Below are 25625 nucleotides of genomic sequence, written 5' to 3' on the forward strand. Positions count from 1 at the left end.
GGTTGTCGGGCGGCGCGGATACGCTGGATCCATGATCGGTCGGAAGCAGGTGCTGAACTTCCGGGCACGTGCCCAGCAGCTCGACCGGGCTGCGGGCAAGCTCGCCGACACCGCCGTGCTCGACCTCGGTGTGCAGGACACCGGCCCCGACGGGGCCGCCTGGGCGCTGGCCGTCCGCGGCGTCGACGCCGCCGCGCTGTCCGATGAGGACACGATCGTGCTGTGGACGGTCCGTGGCGCGCCGCACCTCTACCGGCGGGCCGACGTGGGCCGGATCGCGGCGGCGATCGAGCCGTTCTCCGACGCCGACGCCGGCAAGCGCATCTACGACGCGTCCAAGCCGCTCAAAGCCGCCGGCATCGCCAACCTGGCCGCCCTCGACGAGGTGGCCGCAGAAATGCGGAAGATCGTGCACCGCCCGACGGTCAAAGGCGACGTGTCCGGAGCCCTGGCGAAGGCCCTGCCCGAGCCGTACCTGCGCTTCTGCCGCCCCTGCGACACGGTCCACCTGTACGAGATGCCGTTCCGCCTGGCCGCGCTGCGCGCGGGCCTGGAACTGCAGCCCGGCACCTCTCCCCCGGTCCTGCGGCGCATCGCGGGGTTCCGCAAGGCCGCCGCACCAGGCGAGCAGTTCGACGTCATACGGGCCTACCTGCGGCTGCTCGGCCCGGCCACCCCGAAACACGTCGCCGACTACCTGGACGCACCGGTCAAGGACGTGCAGGCGCGCTGGCCGTCCGACGTCGTCGAGGTCGATGTCGACGGCGGGAGGCGCTGGCTGCTGGCCGCCGACGAGCAGGCGCTGACCTCGGCCAGCCCTGAGGTGACCCGGCTGATCGGCCCGTACGACCTGTTCCTGCAGGCCAAGGACCGCTCGACGCTGGTCGCCGACGAGGCTCGCGCCAAGCAGTTGTGGCCGACGCTGGGCCGGCCGGGGGCGGTGCTGTCCGGTGGGGAACTGGTCGGCGTCTGGCGTCCGCGCAAGTCGGGCAAGAAGTTCACGGTCGCCGTGGAGCCGTGGGGCACGATGCCGGCCCGGGTCCGCAAGGCCGTCACCGAGCAGGCCGAACAGCTCGCCGCGTACCGCGGGGCCGAACTCACCGGCGTCGAGTTCGCCTGACGGTCACGCCGACCAGCCGGTCGCGGGTTGCCGTGGCGGTGGCGCCCACCATGCGGTCGACAAGATCAATGGCATCATGGGCCCATGCACGATGGTCTCGATGCCGTGATCGCCAAGGTTCTCGACTGGGCGCCCGGGGCCGACGAAGCCCTGATCGCTGCCGGGCCCAGCGGAGCGAAACGTGTCTTCGACCTCTACTACGGCAGGGCCGGGGCGAACCTGGTCACCAAGGCCACCGGCCGGGAACTGGTCGACGGCTGGTCGGCCGCCCTGCACATCGCCGCCTCGGTCGCGCCCGAGGAGTTCCTCGCGCGGCTGCCGAGCCGCGTCGGCACCACGGAGATCGTGATCCTCGGCGACATCGACGACCCGCGCGCCACGCACATCCTCTGCGAGCAGGCTCGGCACAAGGACTTCCTGCACCGCGTCAACGCCGTCAAGGCTTTGGCCAAGCACGCCGGCCCGGCGAGCCGGGATGCGGTCGAGCAGGCCCTCGCCGATGAGGATCTCGTGGTACGCAGTGCGGCGATCCGGTGCGTCGCCGACGCGGATCCCCGCCGAGGCACGACCTTGTACGAGGCATTCCTGGAAGAGCCACGCCTCACCCCACTCCTGCGGCAGGAGGCGCGGTGGGCGTTGTCCTACCTGCGTGAAGGCAGTCCTATACCGCTCCACCCGTGGTGAGGCCGGCCGGGTTCAGCCCGGGCCGGTCAGGATCGCGTGTCGGTCGGCCAGGAACGCCAGGAACAGGCCGGCCGCCCGAGAGCCGCATCGCCGGTTGAGCCCGGCTGTCGCTCAGGCCGAGTCCGGAAACCGTTCGCGTCAGCGGTGTGGCAGGCGTGGAGCGGGAGCCATCGGCGCGAAGCCCAGTGCGGCGACGGCGGCCGCGCCGCTGGCGGCGTCGTCGCCTCCGGCCAGCACCAGGGTCCGCGCCGACTGGTAGCGGCACCCGGCGGCGTCGAACGCGGCCGCGGTGGCGAGCAGCCGTTCGCGGTCGCCGTCGAGCAGGGCCTGCGCCCGCTCCACGATCGCCTCGGCGACGGGGTTGCCGGCCACCACGGTCCGCGCTTCGGCCAGCCGGTCCGCGGCGTCAGGGCGGCCCGCGAGCGTGGCGGCCTCGGCGCGCAGCGCCACGTACCAGTGCAGCCAGATCCAGGTGACCCACTTCCACACGTCGGCGGGCTCGGGTGCCATCCGGTCCAGGGCCTGCCGGGCTCGTCCGGTGTGGAGCATGCCGATCGCGTCGAACACGGCCCCGTAGCCGTACGTGTGCTCCGGCGGGGCGCCGAGCTGCTCCATGATCGCGTCCCACTCGTCGCGGGCGTCGTGGTCGCCGCGCAGGCCGTGGGTCATCGCGACGGCGGCCACGGCCGGGCCGAGGACGGAGCGGGCGGGGCTGCCGGCGCGCTGCCACGCTTCGAGGAACCGGCCGCTGACGTTGCGCACCTCTTCGGCGTCGCCCGCGAGCGCGTCGGCGACGAGCAGCCAGCTGGTGGCGCGGTGACCGACCTCGGCCAGCAGCGGGTGGTCGGCGAGCCGGCGGGCCCACCGGCGGGTGTCGGTCAGATCCCCCGCACCCAGGCCGGCTTCGGTGGCCATGCCGAGCGCGTCGATCAGCTCATGGGTCCGGGCCGGGCTGTCCGGCGCGGACGTGAGCAGGTTGATCCTGCGCCGGGCGGTGGCGGCGGACCCGAAGGTGTCACCGGCCCAGCTCCTGGCCCCGGTGAGCGCGTCGAGGGCGGCGGAGCGGGCCAGCGGGTCGCCGGTGCGGTCGGCGAGTTCGACGGCCCGTTCGGCGTACGCGTTGGTCGTCGGGACGTCGTTGTCGGCGGGGCCCTGGGCTGCGCCGTACGCGTCGGTGATCACCCCCGCTTCGGCCAGCGCCACCGCGGCCTGGGCGGCCGGGTCGTCGCCGGCCAGCTCCCGTGCCTGGTCTACGAGCACGATCGTCTCGTCGCGGGTCGGCAGGTGTTCGAACTTGCTCCAGAACCGGTGCGCGTTGGTGGCGGCGGTAGCCAGGTCGACGGCGGCCCCGGCGGAGTCTCCCGCGCGGCGGGCCGCGTCGGCGGCGGCCTGGTGCAGGCGGTACATGTCGTCGCCGCGCATACGGCAGCCGGCCACGGCCGCGGCCTGCCGCAGCATCGCCGCGGCGGCGGCCGGGTCGTCGGCGAGCGCGGCCGCCTGCTCGAATCGCAGCTGGGACTCGCCGACGAAGGTGCGGGTGAAGGTCAGTTCCCCGAGGCTCCTGGCCAGCCGGTATGCCGGTGCCCGCTGCTCGGGCTGGTCGGCTGCCCAGGCCAGGGCGGCCCGCAGGTCGTCGGCGACCACATCGAACCGGGCGCGCCAGTCCGCCTCCACGACTGCCAGGTCCGCGGCCCTGGCCAGGCACCAGGTCAGGTGCCGGGTGCGAGTGTCGGCCAGTTCGCCGGTCTCGGTGAGCTGCTCGGTCCCGTACTGGCGGATCGTCTCCAGGGCGCGGTACTCGGTCCGGCCCGGTGAAGCCTGCACCGCCAGCAGGCTCTGCTCGGCCAGGCGGGACAGCCCGTCGGCGACGACGCCCGGCGCGGAACCGGCCACCTCCGCCGCCGCGTCGGCGGTGAACGGGGACACGAACACCGACACGTGGCGCAGCAGCGCCCGGTCTGCGGGCTCCAGCAGGGCGTGGCTCCAGTCGAGCGCGGCCCGCACCGAGCGGTGCCGGTCGTCGGCGCGGGAGCCGCCGGACAGCAGCCGCAGCTGGTCGGACAGGCCGGCGGTGAGGCCGTCCAGCCCGAGCGTCGGCCACCGGGCGGCGGCCAGCTCGATCGCCAGCGCCACGCCGTCGAGCCGCTCGCAGACCGTGGCGATGTGCTCGCGCATCACCGCGTCGGGCGGCCAGCGCAGCTCCGTGACCCGGTCCAGGAACAGCGCGACGGCGTCGGATTCGCCGTCGCCGGCCAGCGACAGCGGCTCGACCGGATACACCCGTTCGAACGGCACCATCAGCCGGGCGCGGCTGGTGGTCAGCACGGTCAGCCGGGGGCAGGTGGCGAGCAGCCGTTCCAGGAACGGGGCCACCCCGTCGCGGACGTGTTCGCAGTTGTCCAGCACCAGCAGGGCGTGCCGGTCGGCCAGGGCGGCCGACACCGACTCGTCCATGCCGCGGCCGGGCTGCTCACCGAGGCCGAGCGCGCCCGCGACAGCACCGGCGACCGCGGCCGGACCCTGATCGGTGACGGGGACCAGGTCGACGAACCAGACGCCGTCGGCGAACTCGCCGGCCACGTCGGCGGCCACCGTCAGCGCGAGCCGGGTCTTGCCCACTCCGCCCGGACCGACCGCGGACACCTGCCGGTGCGTTTTGATCATCTCGGCCAGCTCAGCCCGTTCCTGCGACCGGCCCACGAACGAGGTCAGCGGCGTCGGCAGGACCGGGGCCGGGTGTGTCCGGTCGGCGCCGGCCGTCTCGGACGCGCGTTTGGCCAGCGCCCGCCGGTCCGGCACCTCCAGCTTGCGCAGCAGCGAGGAGACGTGGCTCTCCACGGTGCGCACCGAGATGTACAGCCGCGCGCCGATCTCGGCGTTGCTGAGATGCTCCCCCAGCAGCGCCAGCACCTCGGCTTCGCGAACCGAGATGTCCACCGTCGTCCCCGTCATGAACGCATTCTCGCGTACCGCTCCGTGGTCGGGTTCCGCGGTGCTTTCCGTGGTCGGCACCGATGCCGTCGCGACGCCGCGCGGCGAGGCTCATCGCAGGCACATCGGACGGCGGAAACGGAGCACGACATGGAGCAACTGCGGGACGGCGCGCGGACCTGGATCGGATCTCTCAGCCGGCTGGGCAGGCACCCGGCACTGCGCTGGCTGCTGCCCGCACAGCTGGTCTCGGCCCTCGGCGACGGCATGAGCATGGTCGCGGTGGCGTGGCTGGCGGTGCAGATCGCACCGGCCGGGCAGGCCGGGGTGTGGACCGGGCTGGCGGTCGCGGCGTACGCGCTGCCCGCCCCGCTCGGCGCGGCCCTGCTCGCCCCGCTGATGCGCCGGCTGCGCGCCGCGCAACTGGTCGCGGCGGACGCCACGGCACGCGCCGTCACGCTGGCCGCGGTCGCGATCCTGGCGGTCACCGGGCAGCTGGACCCGGTCGTCTATGTCGGGCTGCTGGCGGTCTCGTCGCTGCTGCACGCCTGGGGCAGCGCCGGGGTGTACACCCTGGTGGCGGAACTGCTTCCGGAGGAGGACCAGGTCACCGGCAACGCGCTGCTGTCGACGTTCGCGCAGTCGGCGTTCGTGGTCGGCCCGGCGCTGGCCGGCGGCCTGACCGCGCTGGCCGGGCCGGGCTGGGTGATCGGGGTCGACGCGGCGAGCTTCGCCGTCCTGGCGGTCGCCGCCTGGGCGCTCGCCGCGCGGCAGGCCGCCACGGCCGCCACCGGGGCGGACGCGCCGGAGACTCCGGCGACCGGCGGCTGGCGCGCCATCCTCGGCAACCCGCGACTGCTCGGGCTGCTTCTGGTCACCTGCGCGTTCTTCTTCCTGTACGGCCCGGTCGAGGTCGCCCTGCCGGTGCACGTCGCCCAAGGTCTGCACGGCTCACCCGGCCTGCTGGGTCTGTACTGGACCGTCTTCGGGATCGGGGCGACGGTCGGCGCGCTCGGCGCGGTGCTGCTGCGCCACCGCGCACCCTGGCCGGTGGTGGTCGTCATCATCGTCGGCTGGGGAGCCGCCCTGCTGCCCCTGGGGCTGACCGACGCCGTCGCCCCCGGGCTGGTCGGATTCGCGGCCGGAGGGGTGATCTACGGCCCGTTCACCGCCATCTCCACGGCGCTGTTCCAGCGTGGCGCCCCACCGCACCTGCTCAGCCGGGTGCTCGCCGCCCGGTCGGCGCTGACCACCCCCGCCACCGGGCTGGGCACGCTGGTGGGCGGTCCGGTCGTCACCGCGGTCGGCGGCCGGCCCACGCTGCTGATCTCCGCGCTGCTCACCATCGCGCTGGGCGTCGGCGTCGCGGCAGTGCTGCGCCTCACCCGGCGCTCGTCGGACACCGCCACAGCAGCCTCGCGGGCCCCTGGCAGGGCCGTGGCGCGGGACGGCCGCCTGGTCACCGCCGCTGCGGCGCCGGCCTCGCCACACCTGCCGTAGGCGTTCGGCGGACCGCCGATCCGTGGTCGGTTCCGTGGTCGCCACGGATGTGGGCCGACCCTCGCAGGCGAAAAGCTGTCAGCAGTTCCCGCTCGTCACGAAGGAACACCCAACCGGGTCGAGGCGACCCGACAACCTCAGGAGTGATCATGACCGGCTCTTCCACCCATGGCGTCAAGACCGTGCTGCACCCCGTGTCCGACCTCGCGGCGGCGAAGGCCGTGTACGCCGCCCTGCTCGGCGTGCAGCCGCAGACCGACTCGTCGTACTACGTCGGCTTCGAGGCCGCGGGCCAGCAGATCGGCCTGATCCCCGCCGGCGGACCGCAGGGCCTGACCTCGCCGGTAACGTACTGGCACGTGCCGGACATCGCGGCGAAGCTCGCCGAGCTGACCGCCGCGGGCGCGACCGTGCAGCAGGCCGCGCACGACGTCGGCGGCGGCCGGCTGGTGGCCACCGTCACCGACCTCGACGGCAACCTGCTGGGCCTGCTCCAGGACAGCTGACCCGGCCGACGTCCCTCCCAAGAGGCGGCGGTCCGCCGGCCCGGCCCGTCCACGGAGGAGACTTGCCCATGAACCGCAACAAGTGGATCCGGCAGTTCCACCGCTGGATGTCCAGCACCTTCGCTGACCCCGGTGTACGCCGAGCACGACAGTGAGATCGCCGACAGGGCGGCCCGGCCGATCCGGGCCGCCCTGGCTCCGTCCCTGCGCGGTACCTAACGGCCCAGCGGCACGCGCACCTTGGCGAAGAAGGCGCGGATGTCGGCCGCGTGCGCCGAGGGCTGCTCCATCGCCACGAAGTGGTTGCCCGGGTTGCCCTCGGGCCAGTGCACGATGGTGTTGTCGCGTTCCGCCAGCCGCCGCATCAGCGCCGAACCTCCGCCGTACACGCCTGACGGCACCGCACGCTGCCCCTTCGGCCAGGCGAACCCGCCGTCGTCGGCCAACGTCAGCAGGTCGTACATCGGCCACGACGACGAGCCCGATGTGCCGGTGAACCAGTACAGGCTCACGTTGGTGAGCAGCTGGTCGCGACTGATGACCTGGTCCGGGGTATCGGCCATGAAGGCGAACTCCTTGAACTTCTGCATCATCCAGGCCAGCAGCCCGGCCGGGGAGTCGTGCCAGGCGTACGCGAAGGTCTGCGGCGCGGCCCGCAGCAGCGCGTGATGGTCCACGCCGCCGCTCATCCACTGCTGCATCTGCGCCCACTCGGCGCGTTCGGCCTCGTTCATCCCCGGCACGTCGGCCGCGGTCGGGAACCCGAACCCGCCGTCGATGTGCACACCGACCACGTGTTCGGGCGCGACCTTCGCCACCTCGGGGGCGACGTACGCGCCGAGGTCGCCGCCCTGGGCGCCGTAGCGGTCGTAGCCGAGGCGGCGCATCAGTTCGGCCCACATCCGGGCCACCCGGGCGACGGTGAAACCGGTCTGCGGCGGGGCCTGCGAGAACCCGAACCCGGGCACGGACGGCACCACCACGTGGAAAGCCTGCCCGGGGTCCGCGCCGTGGGCGCGCGGGTCGGTCAGCGGCCCGATCAGGTCGGTGAACTCGACGACCGAGTTCGGCCAGCCGTGCGTCAGGATCAGCGGCAGCGCGTCCGGCTCCGGCGAGCGCACGTGCAGCAGGTGCACGTCCAGGCCGTCGATCTCGGTGACGAACTGGGGGAACTCGTTCAACCGCGCTTCGTGCACGCGCCAGTCGTAGCCGCCCGCCCAGTATTCGGCCAGCTCCCGCAGGTAGTCCACGGGCACGCCGCGGCTCCAGCCGTCGCCGGGCGTCTGCCGGGGCCAGCGGGTCCGGGCCAGCCGGTCGCGCAGGTCGTCGAGGTCGGCTTGGGGGATGTCGATCCGAAATGGCGTCATGCCGGCCACGCTATGACCCATGTAGGTCAGTTTCTGTCACACATGACCGGCAGGATGGCATCCATGTCCGACACACCGGCCCGGCTGCTGAACCTGCTGTCGTTGCTGCAGACCCCCCGGGAGTGGCCCGGCAGCGAACTCGCCGCCCGGCTGGAGGTCAGCGTGCGCACCATCCGGCGCGACGTGGACCGGCTGCGCGACCTCGGCTACCCGGTGCAGGCGACGATGGGCGCGGTAGGCGGCTACCGCCTGGTCGCGGGCAAGGCCATGCCGCCGCTGCTGCTCGACGACGAGGAGGCGGTCGCGATCACCGTCGGCCTGCGCACCGCGGCCGTGCACGCGGTCACCGGGATCGACGAGTCCTCGATCCGTGCCCTGGCGAAGCTGGAGCAGGTGCTGCCGTCGCGGCTGCGCCACCGGGTCGGCGTGCTCGGCCGCGCCACCGAGCCGATGACAGGCTGGAGCGGCCCGACGGTCGACCCGGAACAGCTGACCGCGCTGGCCGCCGCCGTCGGCAACCGGGAACGGCTGCGGTTCGGCTACCGGCGGCGCGACGGCACGGGCAGCGAGCGGCTCGCCGAGCCGCACAAGCTGGTGTCCGCGGGCCGCCGGTGGTATCTGGTCGCCTACGACGTCGACCGCGCCGACTGGCGCATCTTCCGGGTGGACCGGATCAGCGCGGTGCGCCCGACCGGGCAGCGCACCCCGGCGCGGGCGCTGCCTGCCGCCGACGCCGCCGCGTACGTGACCGGCAAGCTCAGCGAGCTCGCGCCCGTGTACCAGGCGGTGGCGACCTTGCACGCGCCCCTGGCGCAGGTCGCGGGACGGATCGGCGACTCCCCCGCCGACCTGGTGCCGATCGACGCGACGAGTTGCCGGTTGACCGGCCACACCGAGCCGCTGGAGTGGCTGGCCTGGCGGCTGCTGATGCTCGGCTGCGAGTTCGAGGTGCACGAGCCGCCGGAGCTGGTCGCCTACCTGCGCGAGATAAGCGGGCGGGCGGCCCGCGCGGCGCACGGGTAGCCTGCTGCGGTGAGGCTGCCGCTGCCGCCCGGGGAGTTCCGGGCCTACCTGTTCGACTGCGACGGCACCGTCGCCGACTCGATGCCGTTGCACTACCGCGCCTGGTCGCAGGCGGTCGGCGAGTGGGGCTGCGACTTCCCCGAGGACCTGTTCTACGCGTGGGGCGGCCGGACGGTGCCCGACATCATCGCCGACCTGAACGCCACGCGCGGCCTGGCGATGACGGTCAGCGAGGTCGACGAGCGCCGCGAGGGCCTGTACCGGCAACTGCTGCCGCAGCTGACCGCGGTGCCCGAGGTGCTGGCGCACATCGAGGACGCGCACGGCCGGGTGCCGTTCGCGGTCGTGTCCGGCGGCGCCCGCGCGTCGGTCAGCGCGTCGCTGACCATGCTGGGCCTGCTCGACCGGTTCGACCTGATGGTGTGCGCGGAGGACTACACCCGGGCCAAGCCCGATCCGGAGGCGTTCCTGCTGGCCGCGGCGGGGCTCGGGGTCGCGCCGGAGCACTGCGTGGTGTTCGAGGACACCGAGCTGGGCGTGGCCGCGGCGACCGCGGCGGGCATGGCCTGCGTACGCGTGCCGCCGCCCTGGCAGCGCGGGAGCGCGCCGGCCTGACCGGCACATGGAAAAGCCGGGGTGCGCAGGTTCGCGCACCCCGGCTTCAGTTCACTCCGGTCAGGGCTGCTGACCGGCGGTGCCGGGGCGTTGCACGATCACCGCGGAGCTGACCACGGTGACACCGGGCACGGTGGAGGCGATCATCTCAGTGGTGAGAGCGCCGTTACCGGCCTGGATGCCGCGGACGTCGATCGTGTAGGACACCGAGCCGCCCGGAGCCGGGTCGGTGCTGGTGACGACCAGGTCGGCGGTCGGCAGGGTGCCGACGGGCAGCTGCTCGCCACCGGTGCCGTCCGCGCTCTCCGCGCCCACGATGTACGCCTGACCGCCCGGGTCGGCGGGCAGCGCGGCCGAGTCGTACGCGAACGAGATGTCCTGCGTGCCGTTGACGCCGATCCAGATCTGGAAGTGGCGGTTGGAGTTGGTGCCCCACACGTCCACCTGCCACTCCAGCACCAGCCAGGTGCTGACGCCGTCGGTCAGCGTCGCCACCCGGATGCCCTCGTCGTTGGTGCCGTCGAGGTCGCTCCAGAACGGGGCCAGCACGTTGTTCGGGCGGGCCGTGTCCGGGATCTGGGTCAGGGCGCAGCAGTTGTTGTCCTCGCTGGTGGCGCCGCCGACGACCGCGTAGCCGTTGGAGAGGACACCGATCGAGGTGTACGTGATGCCGTTGTACACGTACGGCGGCACGTTGTAGTTGACGACCGACTCGTCACCGAGCGGGTCCGGCGTGATGCCGAACGCCGCCAGTGGGAGGTAGCCGGCCGGGCCCGCACCGGGCTCGATCGACGGCACACCCGGCTTGGCGCCGGTCAGCGTGACGTCGTTCTTGGTGACCAGCCACGGCGTGTTCAGGGTGGCACCGGTCACGCCGGTGGCCTTGAGCTTGCCGTTGAGCACCGTCTTGAGGTCGGCGTCGGCGTCGGCGAACGTGTTGTTCGTCGCGGTCACCGTGCAGGTGGTGTTGCCCGACAGCGGGATGGTGCCCGCGGCGCAGGTGCTGGTCAGGCTGACGTTGCCCTGCTGCGGCACGAACGCCACCGGCAGGTGCAGGGTCGGCATGCCGGCCCGGGTCGCGTCCAGGTTGATCTGGCCGAAGTACTGCCCGGTGGGCGCGCTCGACTCGATCGTGATCTTCAGCGCCTTGGACTTGCCCGGGTTCAGCGTGAACGTCGCCGGCGCCACGGTGATCTTGCTACCCGCCGGGGAGGACGTGGTGACGTTGTACGTCTGCGCCTTGGTGCTCACGTTGGTCGCGGTGCGGAACGTGGACAGCCGGCCCGGCAGGGTCGGCACGTTGATCGACGGCAGGTTCAGGTGCACGGCCGCGATCGGGTCGTTGCCGAGGGCGAACATCCGCTCGGCGGTCTCGTCGAAGGTGATGCCCGGGTTGGACGCCTTCGTCAGGTCGAGACGGCCCGAACCGGTGTCGAACGGGTCGGCCGGGGTGACCGTGTCCTCCTTGACGACCGAGGTCTTGGCCGTGGTCATCATGGCGGACTTGATCTGGCCGGGCGTCCACGTCGGGTGGGCTGCCTTGAGCAGCACGGCCGCGCCCGCGATGTGCGGGGCGGACATGGACGTGCCGGCGATCGCCTGGAAGTACTCGCCCGCCGGGCCGCCGTCGACGGCGTCCGGGGTGGGCGTGTTACCGGCCAGGATCTGCACACCCGGGGCGGTGATGTCGGGCTTGATGCCCAGCCCGCCCGGACCGCGCGAGGAGAACGCCGCCATCACGTCGCCCTGGCCGTTGTGCTTCTGCCCGGCGGTGAAGGACGCGGTGATGCCGGCGGGGTGCGCCGTCACGAACGCGTTGAACTGCGTGCCGTCGGCCAGGTGCACCGTCGGCAGGTAGTGGTTGTCGGTCTCGATGTCGGCGAGGGTGGCGTTGAACAGGATCATGCCTGCCGCGCCGCCGGCCTTGACGTTGAAGCCCTTCTCCACGCGGGCGTTGACGCCGCGCTGGCAGGCCACGATCTTGCCGGCGACCGAGGCCGGGGCCGCGCTCTGGCACAGCGCGTCGCCGTACGACGACGCGAGCACCACGGGCAGCTCGCCGACGCCGGCGGTGATCGACGCGCCGGTCAGCACGAGGGTGTCCGCACCCGACTTGAGGGTCAGCGTGGAGACGAACTCACGGGTCTGGGTCGACGCCGCGACGGTGGTGACCCACGGGGACACGTGGTCGGTGGTCGCCGAACCCGGGCCGGAGTTGCCGGCCGAGGCCGACACGAACACGCCGGCCGCGTACGCGTCGAGGAACGTGAGCTCCACCGCGTCGGTGAACGGGTTGCTGCCGCCCGAGATCGAGTAGTTGATCACCGACACGCCGTCGAGGATCGCCTGCTGGGCCGCGGCGGCCAGGTCGGAGCTGTAGCCGCCCTGCGGGCCGAGGGCCTTGTAGACCGACAGCCACGCGCCCGGCGCGACACCGTTCAGCGGGCCGCGCTCGACGCCGAACACCGTCGCCGAGGTGAGCTTGTTGCCCGCCGAGGTGGACGCGGTGTGGGTGCCGTGGCCGCCGCTGTCACGCGCCGAGTGGTAGACGTCGTCACCGGTCTGCGCGTCGTAGGTGTCGAGGAACTTGCCGCCGCCGATGAGCTTGTGGTTGCAGACGAACACGTCCGCGGCCGGGGTCAGCGGGTTGTCGCCGAAGTCGCACTCGCGCGGCGTGCCGTCGGCCTTGGCCGGCGGAGCGCCCAGGTTGCCCTGGTCGGCGAAGGACGGGTGCTCCGGCCATGCGCCGGTGTCGATGACACCGATGATGACGCCCTTGCCGGCGTTGGCGGTGCCACCCAGGCCCGGGTAGAGCGAGGTCGCACCGATGAACGGGGCGCTGGCGTCGGTGAGCGTCTGGCGCAGCTCGTCCTTCTGCACCGCGGACACGCCCGGGATCTTCAGCACGTCGGCGATCTTGTTGGCGGGCACGACCGCCGCGACGCCGCCGTAGACGGTGCGCAGGCGCTGCCCGGCCTTGGCGCCCTTGACATTGCCGAGGGCCTTGACGAACGCGTCCTCACGCTGGGCGAGGTAGCCCTCGTAGCGCTTCTCCGCGGCGTTGCCGGACAGCTTCTTGCCGGTTACGCGCGGGCTGGTCGCGGCGTAGCCGTCGATGCCGCCGGCGTAGGTCGCCACGGCATCGACGTCGAGCTTGACCAGCACCGGCAACAGCGCGGTGTCGGTGCGGCCGAGCAGCGACGGGTCGGTCTGCGCGAGCCGGCTGCTGGGGGTCTTGTCCGCCGTGATGTGCGAAGTCGCCGTCACCTTGTTCGCCTTGAAGGGCGAGGGCTGCGGAGCCGCCATTCCGGGAGTGGTCCACGTCGCACCGGCCAGCGGCACGACGAGGACCCCCACGAATGCGGCTCGTAGCCACCTGGGTGATCTCATCCGGAAACCTTTCTGAGGGCATGAGCGGAGTGGCGGCGCGCGGAGCCGCAGAGCGGTCCGGAACAGGAGAGCGCCGCTAGGGGGAATGCGAAGGGATCGTTGCACAAGAAGGCATTCCGGCACCAGGGTCTCAACGGTCAGAACGCCGTCAAACAGTGTCCGAACAGGATCCAAACGATGCGCGCGAAGAACCGAACCGGTGACGTCGGCGCAGGCCCACACGGCGGCGGATCACGCGATCACGCGGGGTGCGACGCGGGCGGCGATTCCGGTGGTGTATTTGGATGTGTGGACTCAACCGCCGGAATCGGCGCGAGCCCGCCTCCGGCTATTTCCGGACATTCCTTCTTCGCCCATTCATCGGGTCACCGCGTCTCAGCCCGCGGCGTTTCCCGCGGCGATGTGCCGCAGCACGCGGTGGAAGGCCGCCCACTCGCGCGCGCCGACCTCGTCGCGCCAGCGGCGCTCGGTCTCGGCGAGGATCTCCAGGATGCGGGCCTGCAGGCGCAGCCCTTTGGCGGTGGGGCGCACGATGCGGGCGCGCCGGTCCGCCGGGTCCGGGTCGACGTGCAGGAAGCCGGCCTGCTGCATGGTGGCGACGAACTCGCCGAGGGACTGCTTGGTCATGCCGACACGGGCGGCGAGGTCGGTGGGGCGCAAGCCCTCGGCCGGGGTCATCGACAGCAGCCGCAGGTGGGAGCCGCGCAGGTGGTGCGGTTCGGTGGCGACCTCGGCCTCCATGCCGCGCCGGGCTACGGCGAGGGCCTGTCCTAGCAGGTCGAACACGTGCGAGTTACCACCGTTGACCGAACTCATCAGGCTACCTTACTATCTCACCAGGTCGTCAGGTAGCCTTACTATCTCGGAGCCGGTGATGGAACTGTCCGCAACGGAAGTGGCCGAGGTCGCCGAGCTGGTGCTCGGCCCGGACGCCGGGCCCGGCGCCTGGCACGTCGAGCCGATCGCCTACCAGTCCGGCTCCCCCGCCACCGGCGGCCTGGCCCGCGTACGCGGGGACAGCGAAGGCCGCACGTGGAGCGTCTTCGTCAAGCTGGTGCAGAACCCGCGGCACTGGCCATTACTGCACCTGGTGCCGGAGGTGTTCCGCGACGAGTTGTGCAGGACCCTGCCGTGGCGGCAGGAGCTGGCGATGTGGGAGGAGCCGTTCGCCGCACACCTGCCGGACGGGCTGCGGGTCCCCGTCCTGTACCGGATCACCGAGCTGGACACCGAACGGCTGCTGCTGTGGATGGAGGACGTCGACGCCATCGCCGACCGCGACTGGACGCTCGACCACTACCGCCGCGCCGCCGTCGCGCTCGGCGGGCTGGCCGCGCGCCGCAGCACCCCGGACATCCTCGCCGCCGCCGGCGAGCCGGGCTGGGCACTGCGTTTGCTCGTCGGCAGCCGCGTCATGCGCGGCGCGGCACCCGCCCTCGAAGACGACCGCCTGTGGGCCCACCCGCTGGTCGTATCCGCCGTCGACGCGGAACTGCGCGACGACCTGCGCAGGATCGCCGAGGCCGTGCCCGCGATCCTGGACCGGCTCGACACGCTGCCCCAGACGCTGGCGCACGGCGACGCCAGCCCGCAGAACCTGCTGGTGCCGCGCGGCGAGCCGGATACCTTCGTCGCGATCGACGTGGCGTTCCAGTGCCCGCTCGCGATCGGCTTCGACCTGGGCCAATTGCTCGTCGGCCTCGCCCACGCCGGACACGTGGAGGCGGCGGCCCTACCGGCCATCCATGACATCCTGGTGCCCGCCTACGTCGAGGGCATGCGCGCCTACGGCGTCGATCCCGACCCTGACGCGGTGACCTGCGGTTACGTCGGCGGTCTCGTCGCCCGCGCGGCCCTCACCTCGCTGCCGTACGAGACGCTCGACTCCCCGCATACCGAACAGCTCGCCACCCTGTGGCAGCAGCGTGCCGCCTTGACCCGCTTCATCGCCGACCTGGGTTTCGACCTGGTCCGATCGACCGCCATCCCGCCCAGGTCCTGTCCCCTGCCGGTCATGCAAGCTTGACCACATACCACTGTGCGGTCAAATGGGCGGCTCATCGCGGACCACAAGCCTGCCGAGTCCGTCGAGCACGCGACTGTCGACAGCCCAACGCGCGGCGAGGCCCGCGATTATCGCGTACTCCTCACGCGTCAGCTGCACATCGTAATCAGACAGATTCACACAGACGGTATCCAGAGCGAGTTGCTCCTCGCCCGCCAGCACGTCAACCACCGCGTCCGCCAACCGCGCATCTAACGGCGCACCCATCGCCGCCTCGGCGTCGACATCCGCACGCCCCGAGAGCCCTTCGACCAGCCGCTTGAACCGCAGCCGATCTTCAGTCCAATACATAACCTGAGCATTTCACGGACAACGTCCCGACACATGACGCGGCAGCTGGTCGAGTGCCAGGTTGCCGTGTTGCCGAGGCGGCGACACCGTCGAGCCGTGCCATAAGTTCATGTTCAACGCGGAAGGGGACGCGTCAGCGGGCGTCGCGGCCACCCTGGCGGCGGGCTCCGGCCGCTCGGGACGAGGCCTGCCGTTTGCGAAGCCCCGGCGAGTCCGGTGAGCGGTCGACCGCTTGGCGGCCCGGCCGCGCCTTCGCGGGCGGGCGCGAGGGACGCGGCGGGTCGGTGTTGCGGCTGTCCTTGGCCATCTGCAGCCGTTCGGCTTTGAGCTGCTGCGCGCTGGCTTTCGCGGCGACGGCGACGGCCCGGCTCACCCGGGCGAGCGCGTCCTCGAAGACTTCTGCCTTCTGACGGTCGCGGGTGCCCTTGGGGTTGGCCTTGCCGCGGCCGCCGGACTCGGTGACCCGCAGGCCGGACTGGCGGCGGTAGAGCTTGACGTACTTGTTGCGCGCCCGCCGGATGCGGTCGTGCAGTTCGAGCAGACCGTCCTCGTCGAGACCGGCGAGCTGGTCGCGCTCGGTGTCGCGGACCAGCATCATCTCGTCCTCGGTGAGCGTGTTCATGATGGCCGTCGTCATGGCTCCCCCGACCTCGCACCGCGGCATGCCGCAGCGATCCGTTCACGCACTGTCGCAGGTCATGCTATGTCTGCGGCGGACGGCGACGGGCGGGAACGGGCCATCGAACCGGTGCGGCGTTCGACGCGGCGACCGGCGCGAGCCGCTGCGTGTCGAGCAGGCCGGGGCGTTCGGCGGTGAAGCGGCTGACCGCCTCAAGCGCCTTGAGGTCGTCCTTGCCCTTCTCCCGTGCCGCGTCGTCGTCGGCACGGGCCCCGAGCAGGTGTCCGGCCATCTCCCAGCGGGGGTTGCCGGCCAGGCGTCCGACGGTGTGCACGGTGCGCGCCACGAACCGGCGCGACAGATTGGCGAATTTTTCGTCGATGCCCATGATGGCGCCCCTCTCAGCCCGGTCCACCTGTGGAAACGGTCGGTGTGCCTGTCTCGATGATGCAGGTGCGGCAGGCCGGTCGGCGAGCACTGCTCCACCTTTGCGTCGGTTTGCGCATCGATCACGCGGGGCGGGTCAAGCCGCAGCGCATTGACGTACGTCGCGAGAGTCTCCAATATGTCTCTCTATACGAAACACTGTTTCGCCTACAGAAACGGGAGCATCGTCTTGAGGACATCGACCCACCGTTTACGGCGCACCGCCCTCGCCGCGATCGCCGCCACCCTCGCCGCCGTGACCGCGGCACTGGCCGCCCCCGCACCCGCCAACGCCGCCTACTCCTCGGTCGCCGTGTACGCGAGCACCGTCAACGGCGACGCCGCCGACGTCTACCACCCGGTCACCGGCTCGCCCCACGACCCGTGGCCGGTGGTGCTGCTGCTGCAGGGCGCCAACGTGGACAAGGCCCAGTACTCCGGTTACGCCGCCAAGGTCGCCTCGTACGGCTTCGCGGTCGTCGTGCCCAATCACTTCCAGGTCCTGTTCGGCCAACCCGGCCTGTACGCCACCGGCGCGCAGGCCGGCTGGACCGTGACGTGGGCCCAGGCGGAGAACGCCCGCACCGGCTCGCCGCTGCTCGGCGCGCTCGACCCGAGCCGGCTGCTGCTGCTCGGGCACTCGTTCGGCGGGGCTGCGGCGCTCAACCTGACCACCGGGCTGTGCACGCCGCCGTTCTGCACCGTGCCGTCGCCCGCCCCGCCGCAGCTCAAGGCAGTCGCGCTGTACGGGACCAACAACACCCAGCCGGGCACCGGCGCCACCCCGCCGGTGGCCAACGCGGTGCCGGTCGCCCTCATCCAGGGCAGCGCCGACGGCATCGGCAGCCCGACCAACGGATACGCCACCTACCAGGTGGTCACCTCGCCGCCGAAGCTGTATGCGAGCGTGCTCGGCGCCAACCACTACGGCATCACCGACGCGCAGAACCCTGCGGGCGCGCGGCCCGACCTGTCCCCGCAGACCCTCACCCAGGCGCAGAGCGTGGAGACCGCGGCCCGGTGGAGCGCCTACTGGCTGCGCGCGCAGCTGGGCGACCCGGTCGGCCAGGCCTGGGTCTACGGCTTCGGCGACGCCGTCGACGCGAACGTGACCACGCAGTTCGTGCACTGATCGCCGGGCGGGCGAACACCCGCCGCCCCGCCGTTGCGAGCCGGGCCGCGCACGCGTGCGGCCCGGCTCGCCGCGTCATCGTTCACCGTCTATTGACCGGATATTTGCGCGCATCGTATCGTGAGAGCGCTCTCTCAATCACCCGGAAGCCTGCGCCACCCCGATGTAGCCCTTGCATCCCGGTCGCGTCGGTGACAGCCCTGACCCGACCCGGACTTGGAGAGCGCTCTCGCAGTCGCCCGCTGCGGGATCCGCCCACCGCCCGGGGCGCTTCGACCGGGCGCGTCACCCGTCCACCTCATCAGAATGTGAGGTTCCGCGACCATGCTTACCAGACGAAAAGTCCTCGGCGTGCTCGCCGCGACCGCGCTGGCCGTCCCGCTGGCCGTCGCCGCGACCGCCTCGCCCGCCCAGGCGATCGGACCCGACCCGCTCCCCGTCACCGTCACCAACAACACCGGCCGCGGCGACGCGGTCTACCTGTACGTCATCGGCGTCCAGCTCAGCACCGGGCGTCTCGGCTACGTCAACAGCGGCGGCGGTTTCACGCCGTGGACCGGCGGGCAGCTGCCGCCCTCGCCCGCGCCCGACGTGTCGATCGCCGGCCCCGGCAACGGCGGCAGCACCACCATCCGGTTCCCGCGCGGCTTCTCCGGCCGGGCCTACTTCTCCTTCGGCGAGAAGCTCAAGTTCTTCCTCACCCCCGACGGCCTGGTCCAGCCCGCGCCCTGGGCGTCGGGCGACGCCAACTACAACATCCTGTTCGACTGGAGCGAGTTCACCTACAACGACGCGGGGCTGTGGATCAACAGCTCGCAGGTCGACATGTTCTCGGTGCCGCACGCGGTGACCGTGACCGGCGCGTCCGGGGCGACCAAGCGCACCGGCGACGTGGTCAACGACGGCCGCAACAACGTCATCAACCAGATCCGGGCACAGTCGGGCTGGGCGAACACCGTCTACACCCGCCCCTCCGACGGCACCGTGCTGCGCGTGCTCGCCCCGGGCAAGGCGGCCGGGGCCGGGCTGTTCAGCGCCACCTACCTGGACGGGTACATCAACTCGGCGTGGAACGCCTACGCCTCCAAGACGCTGACCGTGGTGCCGTTCACCGACCAGCCCAACACCAAGTACTTCGGGCGTACCAGCGGCAACGTCATGAACTTCACCAACTCCGCGGGCCAGCAGGTCGCCTCGTTCAACAAGCCGACCAGCGCCCACGTGTGGGGCTGCGACGGCAACCTGGGGGCGCCCAACGACCTGGTCGTCGGGCCGATCGCCCGCACGCTGTGCGCCGCGCTCAACCGCGGCACGCTGGGCACCGTCGACACCCAGCCCAGCACCAACGCGGCCCAGTTCTACCAGAACAGCCCCACCAACCAGTACGCCAAGATCATCCACTCGAACATGGCCGACGGCAAGGCGTACGCGTTCGCGTTCGACGACGTCGGCGCGTTCGAGTCGCTGGTCCACGACGGCGACCCGCGCTCGGCGAGCATCGTGCTGAGCCCGTTCGGCGCCGGCGGCACCCCGCCCGGCGGCGGCCCGATCTCGTCGACCACCTGGTACAGCGTGATCAACAAGACCAGCAACAAGTGCGTCGACGCCCGCTCCTCGGGCACCGCCAACGGCACCGCCATCCAGCAGTACACCTGCAACAACAGCTTCGCCCAGCAGTACCTGTTCCAACCGACCAGCGGCGGCTACGTGCGGATCAACAACCGCAACAACCCCGCCCAGGTGCTCGACGTCAACGGGGTCTCGGCCGCCGACAACGCGCCGATCCACCTGTGGACCTACGGCGGCGGCAACAACCAGCAGTGGCTGCCCGTGTCCGAGGGCGGCGGGTACTACCACTTCGTGTCCCGGCACAGTGGCAAGTGCCTCGACGTCCCCGCGGCGTCGACGGCCGACAGCGTCCAGCTGGTGCAGTACACCTGCAACGGCACCGGGGCGCAGTCGTTCCGGCTGACCGCACAGCCCTGACGGGCGCAGGGGCCGCCGGGTGGTCACCCGGCGGCCCCTGTCCGCGGCTGCGCGAACATCCACGACAGGCTCCGCGACCTGGACACTGTGCCAGACTTGTGACAGAGGGTAGTTCTCACCACCGGGAGGCTCGTCACGGCGGCAGACGGCGGCGCACTCGGGACCCGGACGGCACGCGACCGGGCCGTGGTGGGCGTCGTGCTCGCCGGCGTCGCCTGGGTGGCGCTGTACGCGGTCCTGATGCGGGCCAGCCGGAACTCCCCCGACGCCGCCCGCCTGGTCGGCGAGGTGATCTACCTGGCGCCGATCGCGGCGGCGACGGCACTGGCCGTGTACGCCGCCGGGCACACCCGCGGACGCGTCAGCACGGCGTGGCGGCTGCTGATCGTGTCGAACTCGCTGTGGCTCATCGGCGAGTCCACCTGGGCCGTCTACTCCTACCTGGTGCCCGAAGGCGCGCCCGTGCCGTCGTTCGCCGACGCGGCCTACCTGCTCTCCTATGCCGTGGCGCTGCCGGCCATTGTGATCGGCCTGGGCCTGGGCGTGCTCGGCCGGACCCAGGGGCTGCTCGACGCCCTGCTCGTCGCCGCCGGCGCCGCGGCGATCGGCTGGCAGACGCTGATCAGCCCGCTCGTGCCGACCACCTGGAGCGCGGCTGCCCTGGTCACGTTCCTCTACCCGGTGTTCTCGGTGAGCATCGTCAGCATCCTGGTGGCGGTCCTGCTCAGTGGCGCCCGCCACGTGCCCCGCTCGATGATCATCGTAGGCACGGCGTTCGGGCTGGCCGCGATCACCGACGGCGCGTACGCCTACCTGACCGCCGTCGACCACTACGAGAGTTCCAGCTGGGTGAACCTCGGCTGGCAGATCGAGGCCGTGCTGCTGTGCGTGGCGGCCGTCGTGGCGGGCCGCCGGGCCGAGTCCGACCAGCCCCGGACCGTCGACCCGGACCTGGCGTTCCTGCCCGTCGTCGTCGCCGTGCTCGCGGTCGGCGGCCTGGCCGTCGCGGACCTCGTCCTGGTCGGTCGGCTGAGCCTGGTCACCCTCGTGGTCACCATGCTGTTGCTGCTGGGTCTGCTGGTGCGGCAGGTCGTCGCCACCCGGGACCGGGACCGGCTGACCCAGGGGCTGCGCACCGCCGCGATCACCGACCAGCTCACCGGCCTGTACAACCGGCGCTTCTTCAAGGAGATGGTCGACGTCGAGGCCGACCGCGCCGTGCGCCGCCGGCTCCCGCTCAGCCTGGTCCTGATCGACCTGGACCACTTCAAGGACATCAACGACACCTACGGACACTCGGTCGGCGACGCCGTGCTCGCCGACGTCGCGCAGCGGCTGCGCCAGGAGGTGCGCGGCAGCGACCTGCTGTGCCGGTACGGCGGCGAGGAGTTCGTCTGCCTGCTGCCCGCCACCCCCGCACCCGCCGCGTACGAGCTGGCCGAGCGGCTGCGGCAGACGCTGCGCGGCACCACGGTGACCATCCCCGGGGTGCCCGAGCCGGTGCGGCTCACCGCCTCGCTCGGGGTGGCCACCGACGAACCCGGCGAGCGCGGCCAGATCGACACCGACGCGCTCATCGACGAGGCCGACCAGGCCGTCTACCGTGCCAAGGCCCTGGGCCGGGACCGTGTCATCGGGTCCGGGCAGCCCTCGGCGACCGCCGCAGGCCCGGTCACCGACCTGCCTCCGGCCCTGGTGTGGATGGCCGACCGGATCGACCGGGCATTCGGCGACCGGGAGTGCGCCGCCGCCGTGTCGCGCTGGGCGTTTCGCACCGCGACCCGGCTGGGGCTGGACGAGGCCGTCCAGCGCCGCACCGCGGCCGCCGCCCGGGTGCACGACATCGGCCGGATCACCTGCCTGGCCACGCGGCAGCCGGACCAGCCGTCCGACGGCGGCCGGCCCGACGATCCGGGCCATCCGGCGCAGGGCGCGCGCCTGCTCGTCGAGCTGGCGGCCCGGCCGGACCTGGCGCCGCTGGTCGCCGCCCACCACGAACGCCACGACGGCACCGGCTACCCGTACGGCCTGGCCGGCGCGGACATCCCGGTCGAAGCGCGGATCATCGCCGTCTGCGACGCCTGGGCCGTCCTGCGGGCCGGCGACCCCGATCCGCTGGGGGCCTCGCCGCCGCCCGGTCGCGACGAACTCCTCGCCGGGCGGGGCACCCGCTTCGATCCCGCGGTCCTCGACGCGTTCCTCGCGCTGCTCGACGACGGGGCGCTCGACGACCCCGAACGCTACGCCGACTCCCCCGCCGCACGGCCGGCCCTGCCCGCCCCCGTGGCCGCCGGAGACGACCAGCGCACCTCACCACGCTGATCCACCGGTGATCCGGCCGGCCGGCCGGCGAAAGTGGTTCACACGGTCGTGTCGAGAAACATCGCACCGCTCCGACCTATGGTCAGACGGGGCGGCCGCCCCGCGACTGACGAGGAGCGAGACGATGAGCAAGATCACCTGCGATATCGCGATGTCGGTGGACGGCTTCGTAGCAGGCCCGAACCAGCGCCTCGAGGCGCCGCTCGGCGACGGCGCGGAAAAGGTGCTGCACCGGTGGATGTTCGACGAGCCGGAGAACAACGCCGCCGAACTCGCCGCGATCACCGACGCGGGCGCGTTCATCATGGGCCGCAACATGTTCAGCCCCGGGCGCGGCGACTGGGACCTGGACTGGACGGGCTGGTGGGGCGAAGAGCCGCCGTACCATGCCCCGGTGTTCGTGCTCACCCACTTCGAGCGCGAGCCGGTGAAGATGGCGGGCGGCACCGTGTTCCACTTCGTGACCGGCGGTATCGCCGAGGCCCTCGACCTCGCCCGCGCCGCCGCGGGCGAGCGGGACATCGCCGTCGCGGGCGGGGCCGCGACGGTCAACCAGTTCCTGGCGGCGGGGCTGATCGACGAGCTCCGGCTGCACATCGCGCCGGTGCTGCTGGGCCGCGGCGAGCGGCTGTTCGACGGCCTCGCGCCCACGGACCTGGTACAGCTCGGGGTGCGACACACGGACCTGGTCACGCATGTGCGCTACGAGCCGGTCCGACCGGCAGCGGCGGCGGCCTGATCGGGGCCGCCGCCGCAGGTGCCGGCAGCGCGTTACCTGGGCTCGGCCGCGCGCTGCCGACCCGGCCCCACCCCACTGGCGGCCGGGGATCCGGCGCAGCGGAACGGAACGGGTGGGCCGCCGTCCGGGCATCGGGCAGCCCACCTGCGGCGTACGGCCCGAAGGGAGGCCGTACCCGTCAGCGGTGGATCACGGTGTGGCACAGGTGAAGGCGTCGGCCAGGCGGGGTCGGGTCTCGGGGACACGGACGCCGTGATGCGTGTTGTTCTCCTTCTCGGACGACAGGAGCGGCGCGCCCGCGCGCCGCGAGGTGCCCCTCCGCACAGGCATGCGGACCCGACCGGGCAGGTGGGTCCGCATCGGAGGGTCCACGTCGAGGGTCGGGCACACATCGATGGAGGCGATCACCATCCTGGGTGTCCGACCGAGAAGGAGTCAATAACTTCCGGAAAGTATCGGCGCATTCCTATCGAACGCGCGGCGGTGCGGCGCTGTCGCGCACGACGAGTTCGGTGGCCAGCTCCATCCGCGGGCTCTCCACGTGCTCGCCCCTGGCCAGGCGCAGCACGGTGCGGGCGGCGACCATGCCCATCTCCGCCAGGGGCTGACGGACCGTCGTCATCGGCGGCGACGACCAGCGCACCTCGGGCAGGTCGTCGAAGCCGACTACGCTGACGTCGTCGCCGACCCGCAGGCCCTGCTGGCGCACGGCCTCGTACACGCCCAGCGCCATCTGGTCGCAGGAGGCGAAGATCGCCGTCGGCGGGTCGGGCAGCCGCAGCAGGTGGGTGCCGCCCGCGAAGCCCGACTCGTGGTAGAAGTCGCCCTGGTAGATGAGGCTGTCGTCGATCGGCAGCCCCGCCGACTCCATGGCCGCGCGGTAGCCGTCCATCCGGGCCCGGCTGCACATCAGCTGCGGCAGTCCGGTGATGAACCCGATGCGCCGGTGGCCGAGGCCGATCAGGTACTCCGTCGCGGCCAGGCCGCCGGACCAGTTGGTCGCGCCGACGGTCGGCGCGTCCTGCTGCGGGATCCCGTCGGCGTCGACGAGCACCACCGGGATGTTGAGCCGGCGCAGCTCGGCCTGCAACGGCGGCTCCACCATCGAGGTCACGAAGATGACGCCCTCGGTCGCCCGGTTGCGCACGCCGTCCAGCCACTGCTTGGCCGAGGCGTTGCGCCGGTGGATGGCCGACACGACGGTGCCGATGCCGGCGGCGTGGGCGACGTCCTCGACGCCGCGGATGATCTCGACGGCCCACGGGCTGTCCAGGTCGGGGAAGACCAGGTCCAGCAGACCGGAACTGGTGCGGGCGGCCGACGGCCGGCGGCGGTAGCCGTGGCGGGTGAGCAGCTCCTCGACCCGCTCGCGGGTCTGCGAGGCCACATCGGAGCGGCCGTTGAGCACGCGCGAGACCGTGGGCACGGACACCCCGGCCAGATCGGCGATCGCGGCGATGGTGACCTTGCGCGTAACGTTGTCAGCCACAGAAAGCTCCTCGGAACCGGCGCGACGGCAGCGGTGTGCCCGCCGCGGCGGCCGCCGGCCAGGGTTCCGGCAGCCTGAGCACAGCGTAGTCATGAAAGTTTCGCGCGACTACCGATACTTGTTACCGGTCATGATTTTGTCACCGAACGGCCGCCCGGGGCAGGCCGATCAGCTGCGCGGGGGTGCCGCGCTGTCGCGTACGACCAGTTCGGTGGTCAGTTCGACCCGCGGGCTCTCGATCTTCTCACCCTGGGCCAGGCGCAATACCGTGCGCGCGGCCAGCAGGCCCATCTCGGCCAGCGGCTGGCGGACCGTGGTCAGCGGCGGCGAGCACCAGCGGACCTCGGGCAGGTCGTCGAAGCCGACGACGCTGACGTCGTCGGCCACGCGCAGGCCGCGGCGGCGGATCGCCTCGTACACGCCCAGGGCCATCTGGTCGCTGGAGGCGAAGATCGCGGTCGGCGGGTCGGGCAGTTGCAGCAGCCGAGTGCCGCCGGAGAAGCCGGCCTCGTGGTAGAAGTTGCCGGGGTGGACGAGCTTGTCGTCGATGGCGATGCCGCCGGCCTCCAGCGCGGCCCGGTAGCCGTCGACGCGGGCCCGGCTGCACATCAGCTGCGGCGGCCCGGCGATGAAGCCGATCCGGGTGTGGCCGAGGCCGATCAGGTATTCGGTGGCGCGCAGCGCACCGGCCCAGTTGGTCGCGCCGATGGTCGGGGCCTCCTGCGGGGGCACGCCCGCGGCGTCGACGATGACGACCGGGATGTTGAGCCGGCGCAGCTCGGCCTGCAGCGGCGGCTCCAGCGTGGACGTCACGAAGATGACGCCCTCCGTGGACCGGGCGCGCATGTTCTCCAGCCACTGCTTGGCGGCCGAGGTGCGCCGGTGGATGGCCGACACGACGGTGCCGATGCCGGCAGCGTGGGCGACGTCCTCGACGCCGCGGATGATCTCGACGGCCCAGGGGCTGTCCAAGTCGTTGAAGACGAGGTCGATCAGTCCGGAACTGGTGCGCATGCTCGGCGGGCGGCGGCGGTAGCCGTGGCGGGTGAGCAGTTCCTCGACGCGTTCGCGGGTCTGCGGGGAGACGTCGGAGCGGCCGTTGATGACGCGCGAGACCGTCGGCACGGACACCCCGGCCAGGCGCGCGATCACCGCGATGGTCACTTTCCGGTTGTCGTCCACGGCGGGTCGCCCTTTCGTCAACGGTGGAACATGCGGCCGGAGCTGCGGCACAGCAGCCCGGCCTGGCTGCTGTGCCGCACGTCCGTGCCCTGGTCTGCGGGCCGCAGGTGCGGCATCAGCCCTTGACGCTGCCGGCGAGGCCGCCGATGAGTTGTCGTTCGGCGATGGCGTAGAAGCCGAGGGCGGGGATCATGGAGAGTACGACGTAGGCGAGGACTCGGGCGGTGTCGTCGGCGTA

20 protein-coding genes are annotated in these 25625 nt (G+C 72.2%); 11 read left to right on the forward strand and 9 right to left on the reverse strand.

Features of this window, described 5'->3' with window-relative positions; all coding sequences use genetic code 11:
• Positions 1-31: 31 nt before the first annotated feature.
• The gene (locus F6W97_RS36230; RefSeq protein ID WP_155375087.1) at positions 32-1120 is read left to right on the forward strand and encodes a winged helix DNA-binding domain-containing protein; all 1089 of its coding nucleotides are present in this window, start codon (positions 32-34) and stop codon (positions 1118-1120) included.
• 84 nt (positions 1121-1204) lie between these two features.
• Positions 1205-1804 (forward strand): HEAT repeat domain-containing protein, encoded by a 600-nt coding sequence (locus F6W97_RS36235; RefSeq protein WP_155375088.1) that lies wholly within the window; start codon positions 1205-1207, stop codon positions 1802-1804.
• A 138-nt stretch (positions 1805-1942) separates the two neighbouring features.
• Here F6W97_RS36235 and F6W97_RS36240 read toward each other — a convergent pair whose 3' ends face one another.
• Positions 1943-4756: an ATP-binding protein gene (locus F6W97_RS36240; RefSeq protein ID WP_155375089.1), complete on the reverse strand. Its 2814-nt coding sequence runs from the start codon at positions 4754-4756 to the stop codon at positions 1943-1945.
• Between the two features lie 129 nt (positions 4757-4885).
• On the opposite strand from F6W97_RS36240, the gene F6W97_RS36245 reads away from it, so the two are divergent.
• Positions 4886-6235, forward strand: coding sequence for an MFS transporter (locus F6W97_RS36245; RefSeq protein WP_155375090.1), 1350 nt, complete (start codon positions 4886-4888; stop codon positions 6233-6235).
• Between the two features lie 149 nt (positions 6236-6384).
• Positions 6385-6741, forward strand: coding sequence for a VOC family protein (locus F6W97_RS36250; RefSeq protein ID WP_155375091.1), 357 nt, complete (start codon positions 6385-6387; stop codon positions 6739-6741).
• Positions 6742-6956: 215 nt separating this feature from the next.
• Here F6W97_RS36250 and F6W97_RS36255 read toward each other — a convergent pair whose 3' ends face one another.
• Positions 6957-8108: an epoxide hydrolase family protein gene (locus F6W97_RS36255; RefSeq protein WP_155375092.1), complete on the reverse strand. Its 1152-nt coding sequence runs from the start codon at positions 8106-8108 to the stop codon at positions 6957-6959.
• Between the two features lie 63 nt (positions 8109-8171).
• On the opposite strand from F6W97_RS36255, the gene F6W97_RS36260 reads away from it, so the two are divergent.
• Positions 8172-9131, forward strand: a complete 960-nt coding sequence (locus F6W97_RS36260) for a helix-turn-helix transcriptional regulator (RefSeq protein ID WP_155375093.1) — start codon at positions 8172-8174, stop codon at positions 9129-9131.
• Positions 9132-9140: 9 nt separating this feature from the next.
• Positions 9141-9746, forward strand: a complete 606-nt coding sequence (locus F6W97_RS36265; protein ID WP_155375094.1) for an HAD family hydrolase — start codon at positions 9141-9143, stop codon at positions 9744-9746.
• A 60-nt stretch (positions 9747-9806) separates the two neighbouring features.
• On the opposite strand, the gene F6W97_RS36270 is transcribed toward F6W97_RS36265, so the two are convergent.
• Positions 9807-13136 (reverse strand): S8 family serine peptidase, encoded by a 3330-nt coding sequence (locus F6W97_RS36270; protein ID WP_230687262.1) that lies wholly within the window; start codon positions 13134-13136, stop codon positions 9807-9809.
• A 375-nt stretch (positions 13137-13511) separates the two neighbouring features.
• Entirely contained in the window at positions 13512-13952 is a 441-nt protein-coding gene (locus F6W97_RS36275; RefSeq protein ID WP_155375095.1) for a MarR family winged helix-turn-helix transcriptional regulator, read from the reverse strand.
• A 58-nt stretch (positions 13953-14010) separates the two neighbouring features.
• On the opposite strand from F6W97_RS36275, the gene F6W97_RS36280 reads away from it, so the two are divergent.
• Entirely contained in the window at positions 14011-15162 is a 1152-nt protein-coding gene (locus F6W97_RS36280) for an aminoglycoside phosphotransferase (protein ID WP_155375096.1), read from the forward strand.
• 18 nt (positions 15163-15180) lie between these two features.
• Here F6W97_RS36280 and F6W97_RS36285 read toward each other — a convergent pair whose 3' ends face one another.
• The 3 genes from F6W97_RS36285 to F6W97_RS36295 all read right to left on the reverse strand — a co-directional run bounded on the left by F6W97_RS36285 (position 15181) and on the right by F6W97_RS36295 (position 16499).
• Positions 15181-15492, reverse strand: a complete 312-nt coding sequence (locus F6W97_RS36285) for a MafI family immunity protein (protein ID WP_155375097.1) — start codon at positions 15490-15492, stop codon at positions 15181-15183.
• 133 nt (positions 15493-15625) lie between these two features.
• Entirely contained in the window at positions 15626-16129 is a 504-nt protein-coding gene (locus F6W97_RS36290) for a hypothetical protein (protein WP_196279480.1), read from the reverse strand.
• A gap of 64 nt (positions 16130-16193) precedes the next feature.
• Positions 16194-16499, reverse strand: a complete 306-nt coding sequence (locus tag F6W97_RS36295; RefSeq protein WP_155375098.1) for a hypothetical protein — start codon at positions 16497-16499, stop codon at positions 16194-16196.
• Positions 16500-16727: 228 nt separating this feature from the next.
• On the opposite strand from F6W97_RS36295, the gene F6W97_RS36300 reads away from it, so the two are divergent.
• The 4 genes from F6W97_RS36300 to F6W97_RS36315 all read left to right on the forward strand — a co-directional run bounded on the left by F6W97_RS36300 (position 16728) and on the right by F6W97_RS36315 (position 22716).
• A complete protein-coding gene (locus tag F6W97_RS36300; protein WP_196279481.1) occupies positions 16728-17669 on the forward strand; it encodes an alpha/beta hydrolase family protein in 942 nt (313 codons plus the stop codon).
• A gap of 324 nt (positions 17670-17993) precedes the next feature.
• A complete protein-coding gene (locus F6W97_RS36305) occupies positions 17994-19655 on the forward strand; it encodes a beta-1,3-glucanase family protein (RefSeq protein ID WP_155375100.1) in 1662 nt (553 codons plus the stop codon).
• A gap of 198 nt (positions 19656-19853) precedes the next feature.
• Complete coding sequence (locus F6W97_RS36310) at positions 19854-21977, forward strand: bifunctional diguanylate cyclase/phosphohydrolase (RefSeq protein WP_155375101.1); 2124 nt, start codon at positions 19854-19856, stop codon at positions 21975-21977.
• Positions 21978-22101: 124 nt separating this feature from the next.
• A complete protein-coding gene (locus F6W97_RS36315; RefSeq protein WP_155375102.1) occupies positions 22102-22716 on the forward strand; it encodes a dihydrofolate reductase family protein in 615 nt (204 codons plus the stop codon).
• Between the two features lie 466 nt (positions 22717-23182).
• Here the strand turns inward: F6W97_RS36315 and F6W97_RS36320 are convergent, their stop codons facing one another.
• Complete coding sequence (locus F6W97_RS36320) at positions 23183-24205, reverse strand: LacI family DNA-binding transcriptional regulator (protein WP_230687263.1); 1023 nt, start codon at positions 24203-24205, stop codon at positions 23183-23185.
• Positions 24206-24373: 168 nt separating this feature from the next.
• On the reverse strand, positions 24374-25387 hold the full coding sequence (locus tag F6W97_RS36325; protein ID WP_230687264.1) for a LacI family DNA-binding transcriptional regulator: 1014 nt from the start codon (positions 25385-25387) through the stop codon (positions 24374-24376).
• Between the last annotated feature and the right edge of the window lie 238 nt (positions 25388-25625).

It is taken from the genome of Catellatospora vulcania, from assembly GCF_009720385.1.
Taxonomy (GTDB): Bacteria; Actinomycetota; Actinomycetes; order Mycobacteriales; family Micromonosporaceae; genus Catellatospora; species Catellatospora vulcania.

What these genes read in the sequence shown, in the direction of transcription:
- F6W97_RS36230 (WP_155375087.1), top strand. Translation starts at nt 32, where the DNA reads ATGATCGGTCGGAAGCAGGTGCTGAACTTCCGGGCACGTGCCCAGCAG.
- F6W97_RS36235 (WP_155375088.1), top strand. Translation starts at nt 1,205, where the DNA reads ATGCACGATGGTCTCGATGCCGTGATCGCCAAGGTTCTCGACTGGGCG.
- F6W97_RS36240 (WP_155375089.1), bottom strand. Translation starts at nt 4,756, where the DNA reads ATGACGGGGACGACGGTGGACATCTCGGTTCGCGAAGCCGAGGTGCTG.
- F6W97_RS36245 (WP_155375090.1), top strand. Translation starts at nt 4,886, where the DNA reads ATGGAGCAACTGCGGGACGGCGCGCGGACCTGGATCGGATCTCTCAGC.
- F6W97_RS36250 (WP_155375091.1), top strand. Translation starts at nt 6,385, where the DNA reads ATGACCGGCTCTTCCACCCATGGCGTCAAGACCGTGCTGCACCCCGTG.
- F6W97_RS36255 (WP_155375092.1), bottom strand. Translation starts at nt 8,108, where the DNA reads ATGACGCCATTTCGGATCGACATCCCCCAAGCCGACCTCGACGACCTG.
- F6W97_RS36260 (WP_155375093.1), top strand. Translation starts at nt 8,172, where the DNA reads ATGTCCGACACACCGGCCCGGCTGCTGAACCTGCTGTCGTTGCTGCAG.
- F6W97_RS36270 (WP_230687262.1), bottom strand. Translation starts at nt 13,136, where the DNA reads ATGAGATCACCCAGGTGGCTACGAGCCGCATTCGTGGGGGTCCTCGTC.
- F6W97_RS36275 (WP_155375095.1), bottom strand. Translation starts at nt 13,952, where the DNA reads ATGAGTTCGGTCAACGGTGGTAACTCGCACGTGTTCGACCTGCTAGGA.
- F6W97_RS36280 (WP_155375096.1), top strand. Translation starts at nt 14,011, where the DNA reads ATGGAACTGTCCGCAACGGAAGTGGCCGAGGTCGCCGAGCTGGTGCTC.
- F6W97_RS36285 (WP_155375097.1), bottom strand. Translation starts at nt 15,492, where the DNA reads ATGTATTGGACTGAAGATCGGCTGCGGTTCAAGCGGCTGGTCGAAGGG.
- F6W97_RS36290 (WP_196279480.1), bottom strand. Translation starts at nt 16,129, where the DNA reads ATGACGACGGCCATCATGAACACGCTCACCGAGGACGAGATGATGCTG.
- F6W97_RS36295 (WP_155375098.1), bottom strand. Translation starts at nt 16,499, where the DNA reads ATGGGCATCGACGAAAAATTCGCCAATCTGTCGCGCCGGTTCGTGGCG.
- F6W97_RS36305 (WP_155375100.1), top strand. Translation starts at nt 17,994, where the DNA reads ATGCTTACCAGACGAAAAGTCCTCGGCGTGCTCGCCGCGACCGCGCTG.
- F6W97_RS36315 (WP_155375102.1), top strand. Translation starts at nt 22,102, where the DNA reads ATGAGCAAGATCACCTGCGATATCGCGATGTCGGTGGACGGCTTCGTA.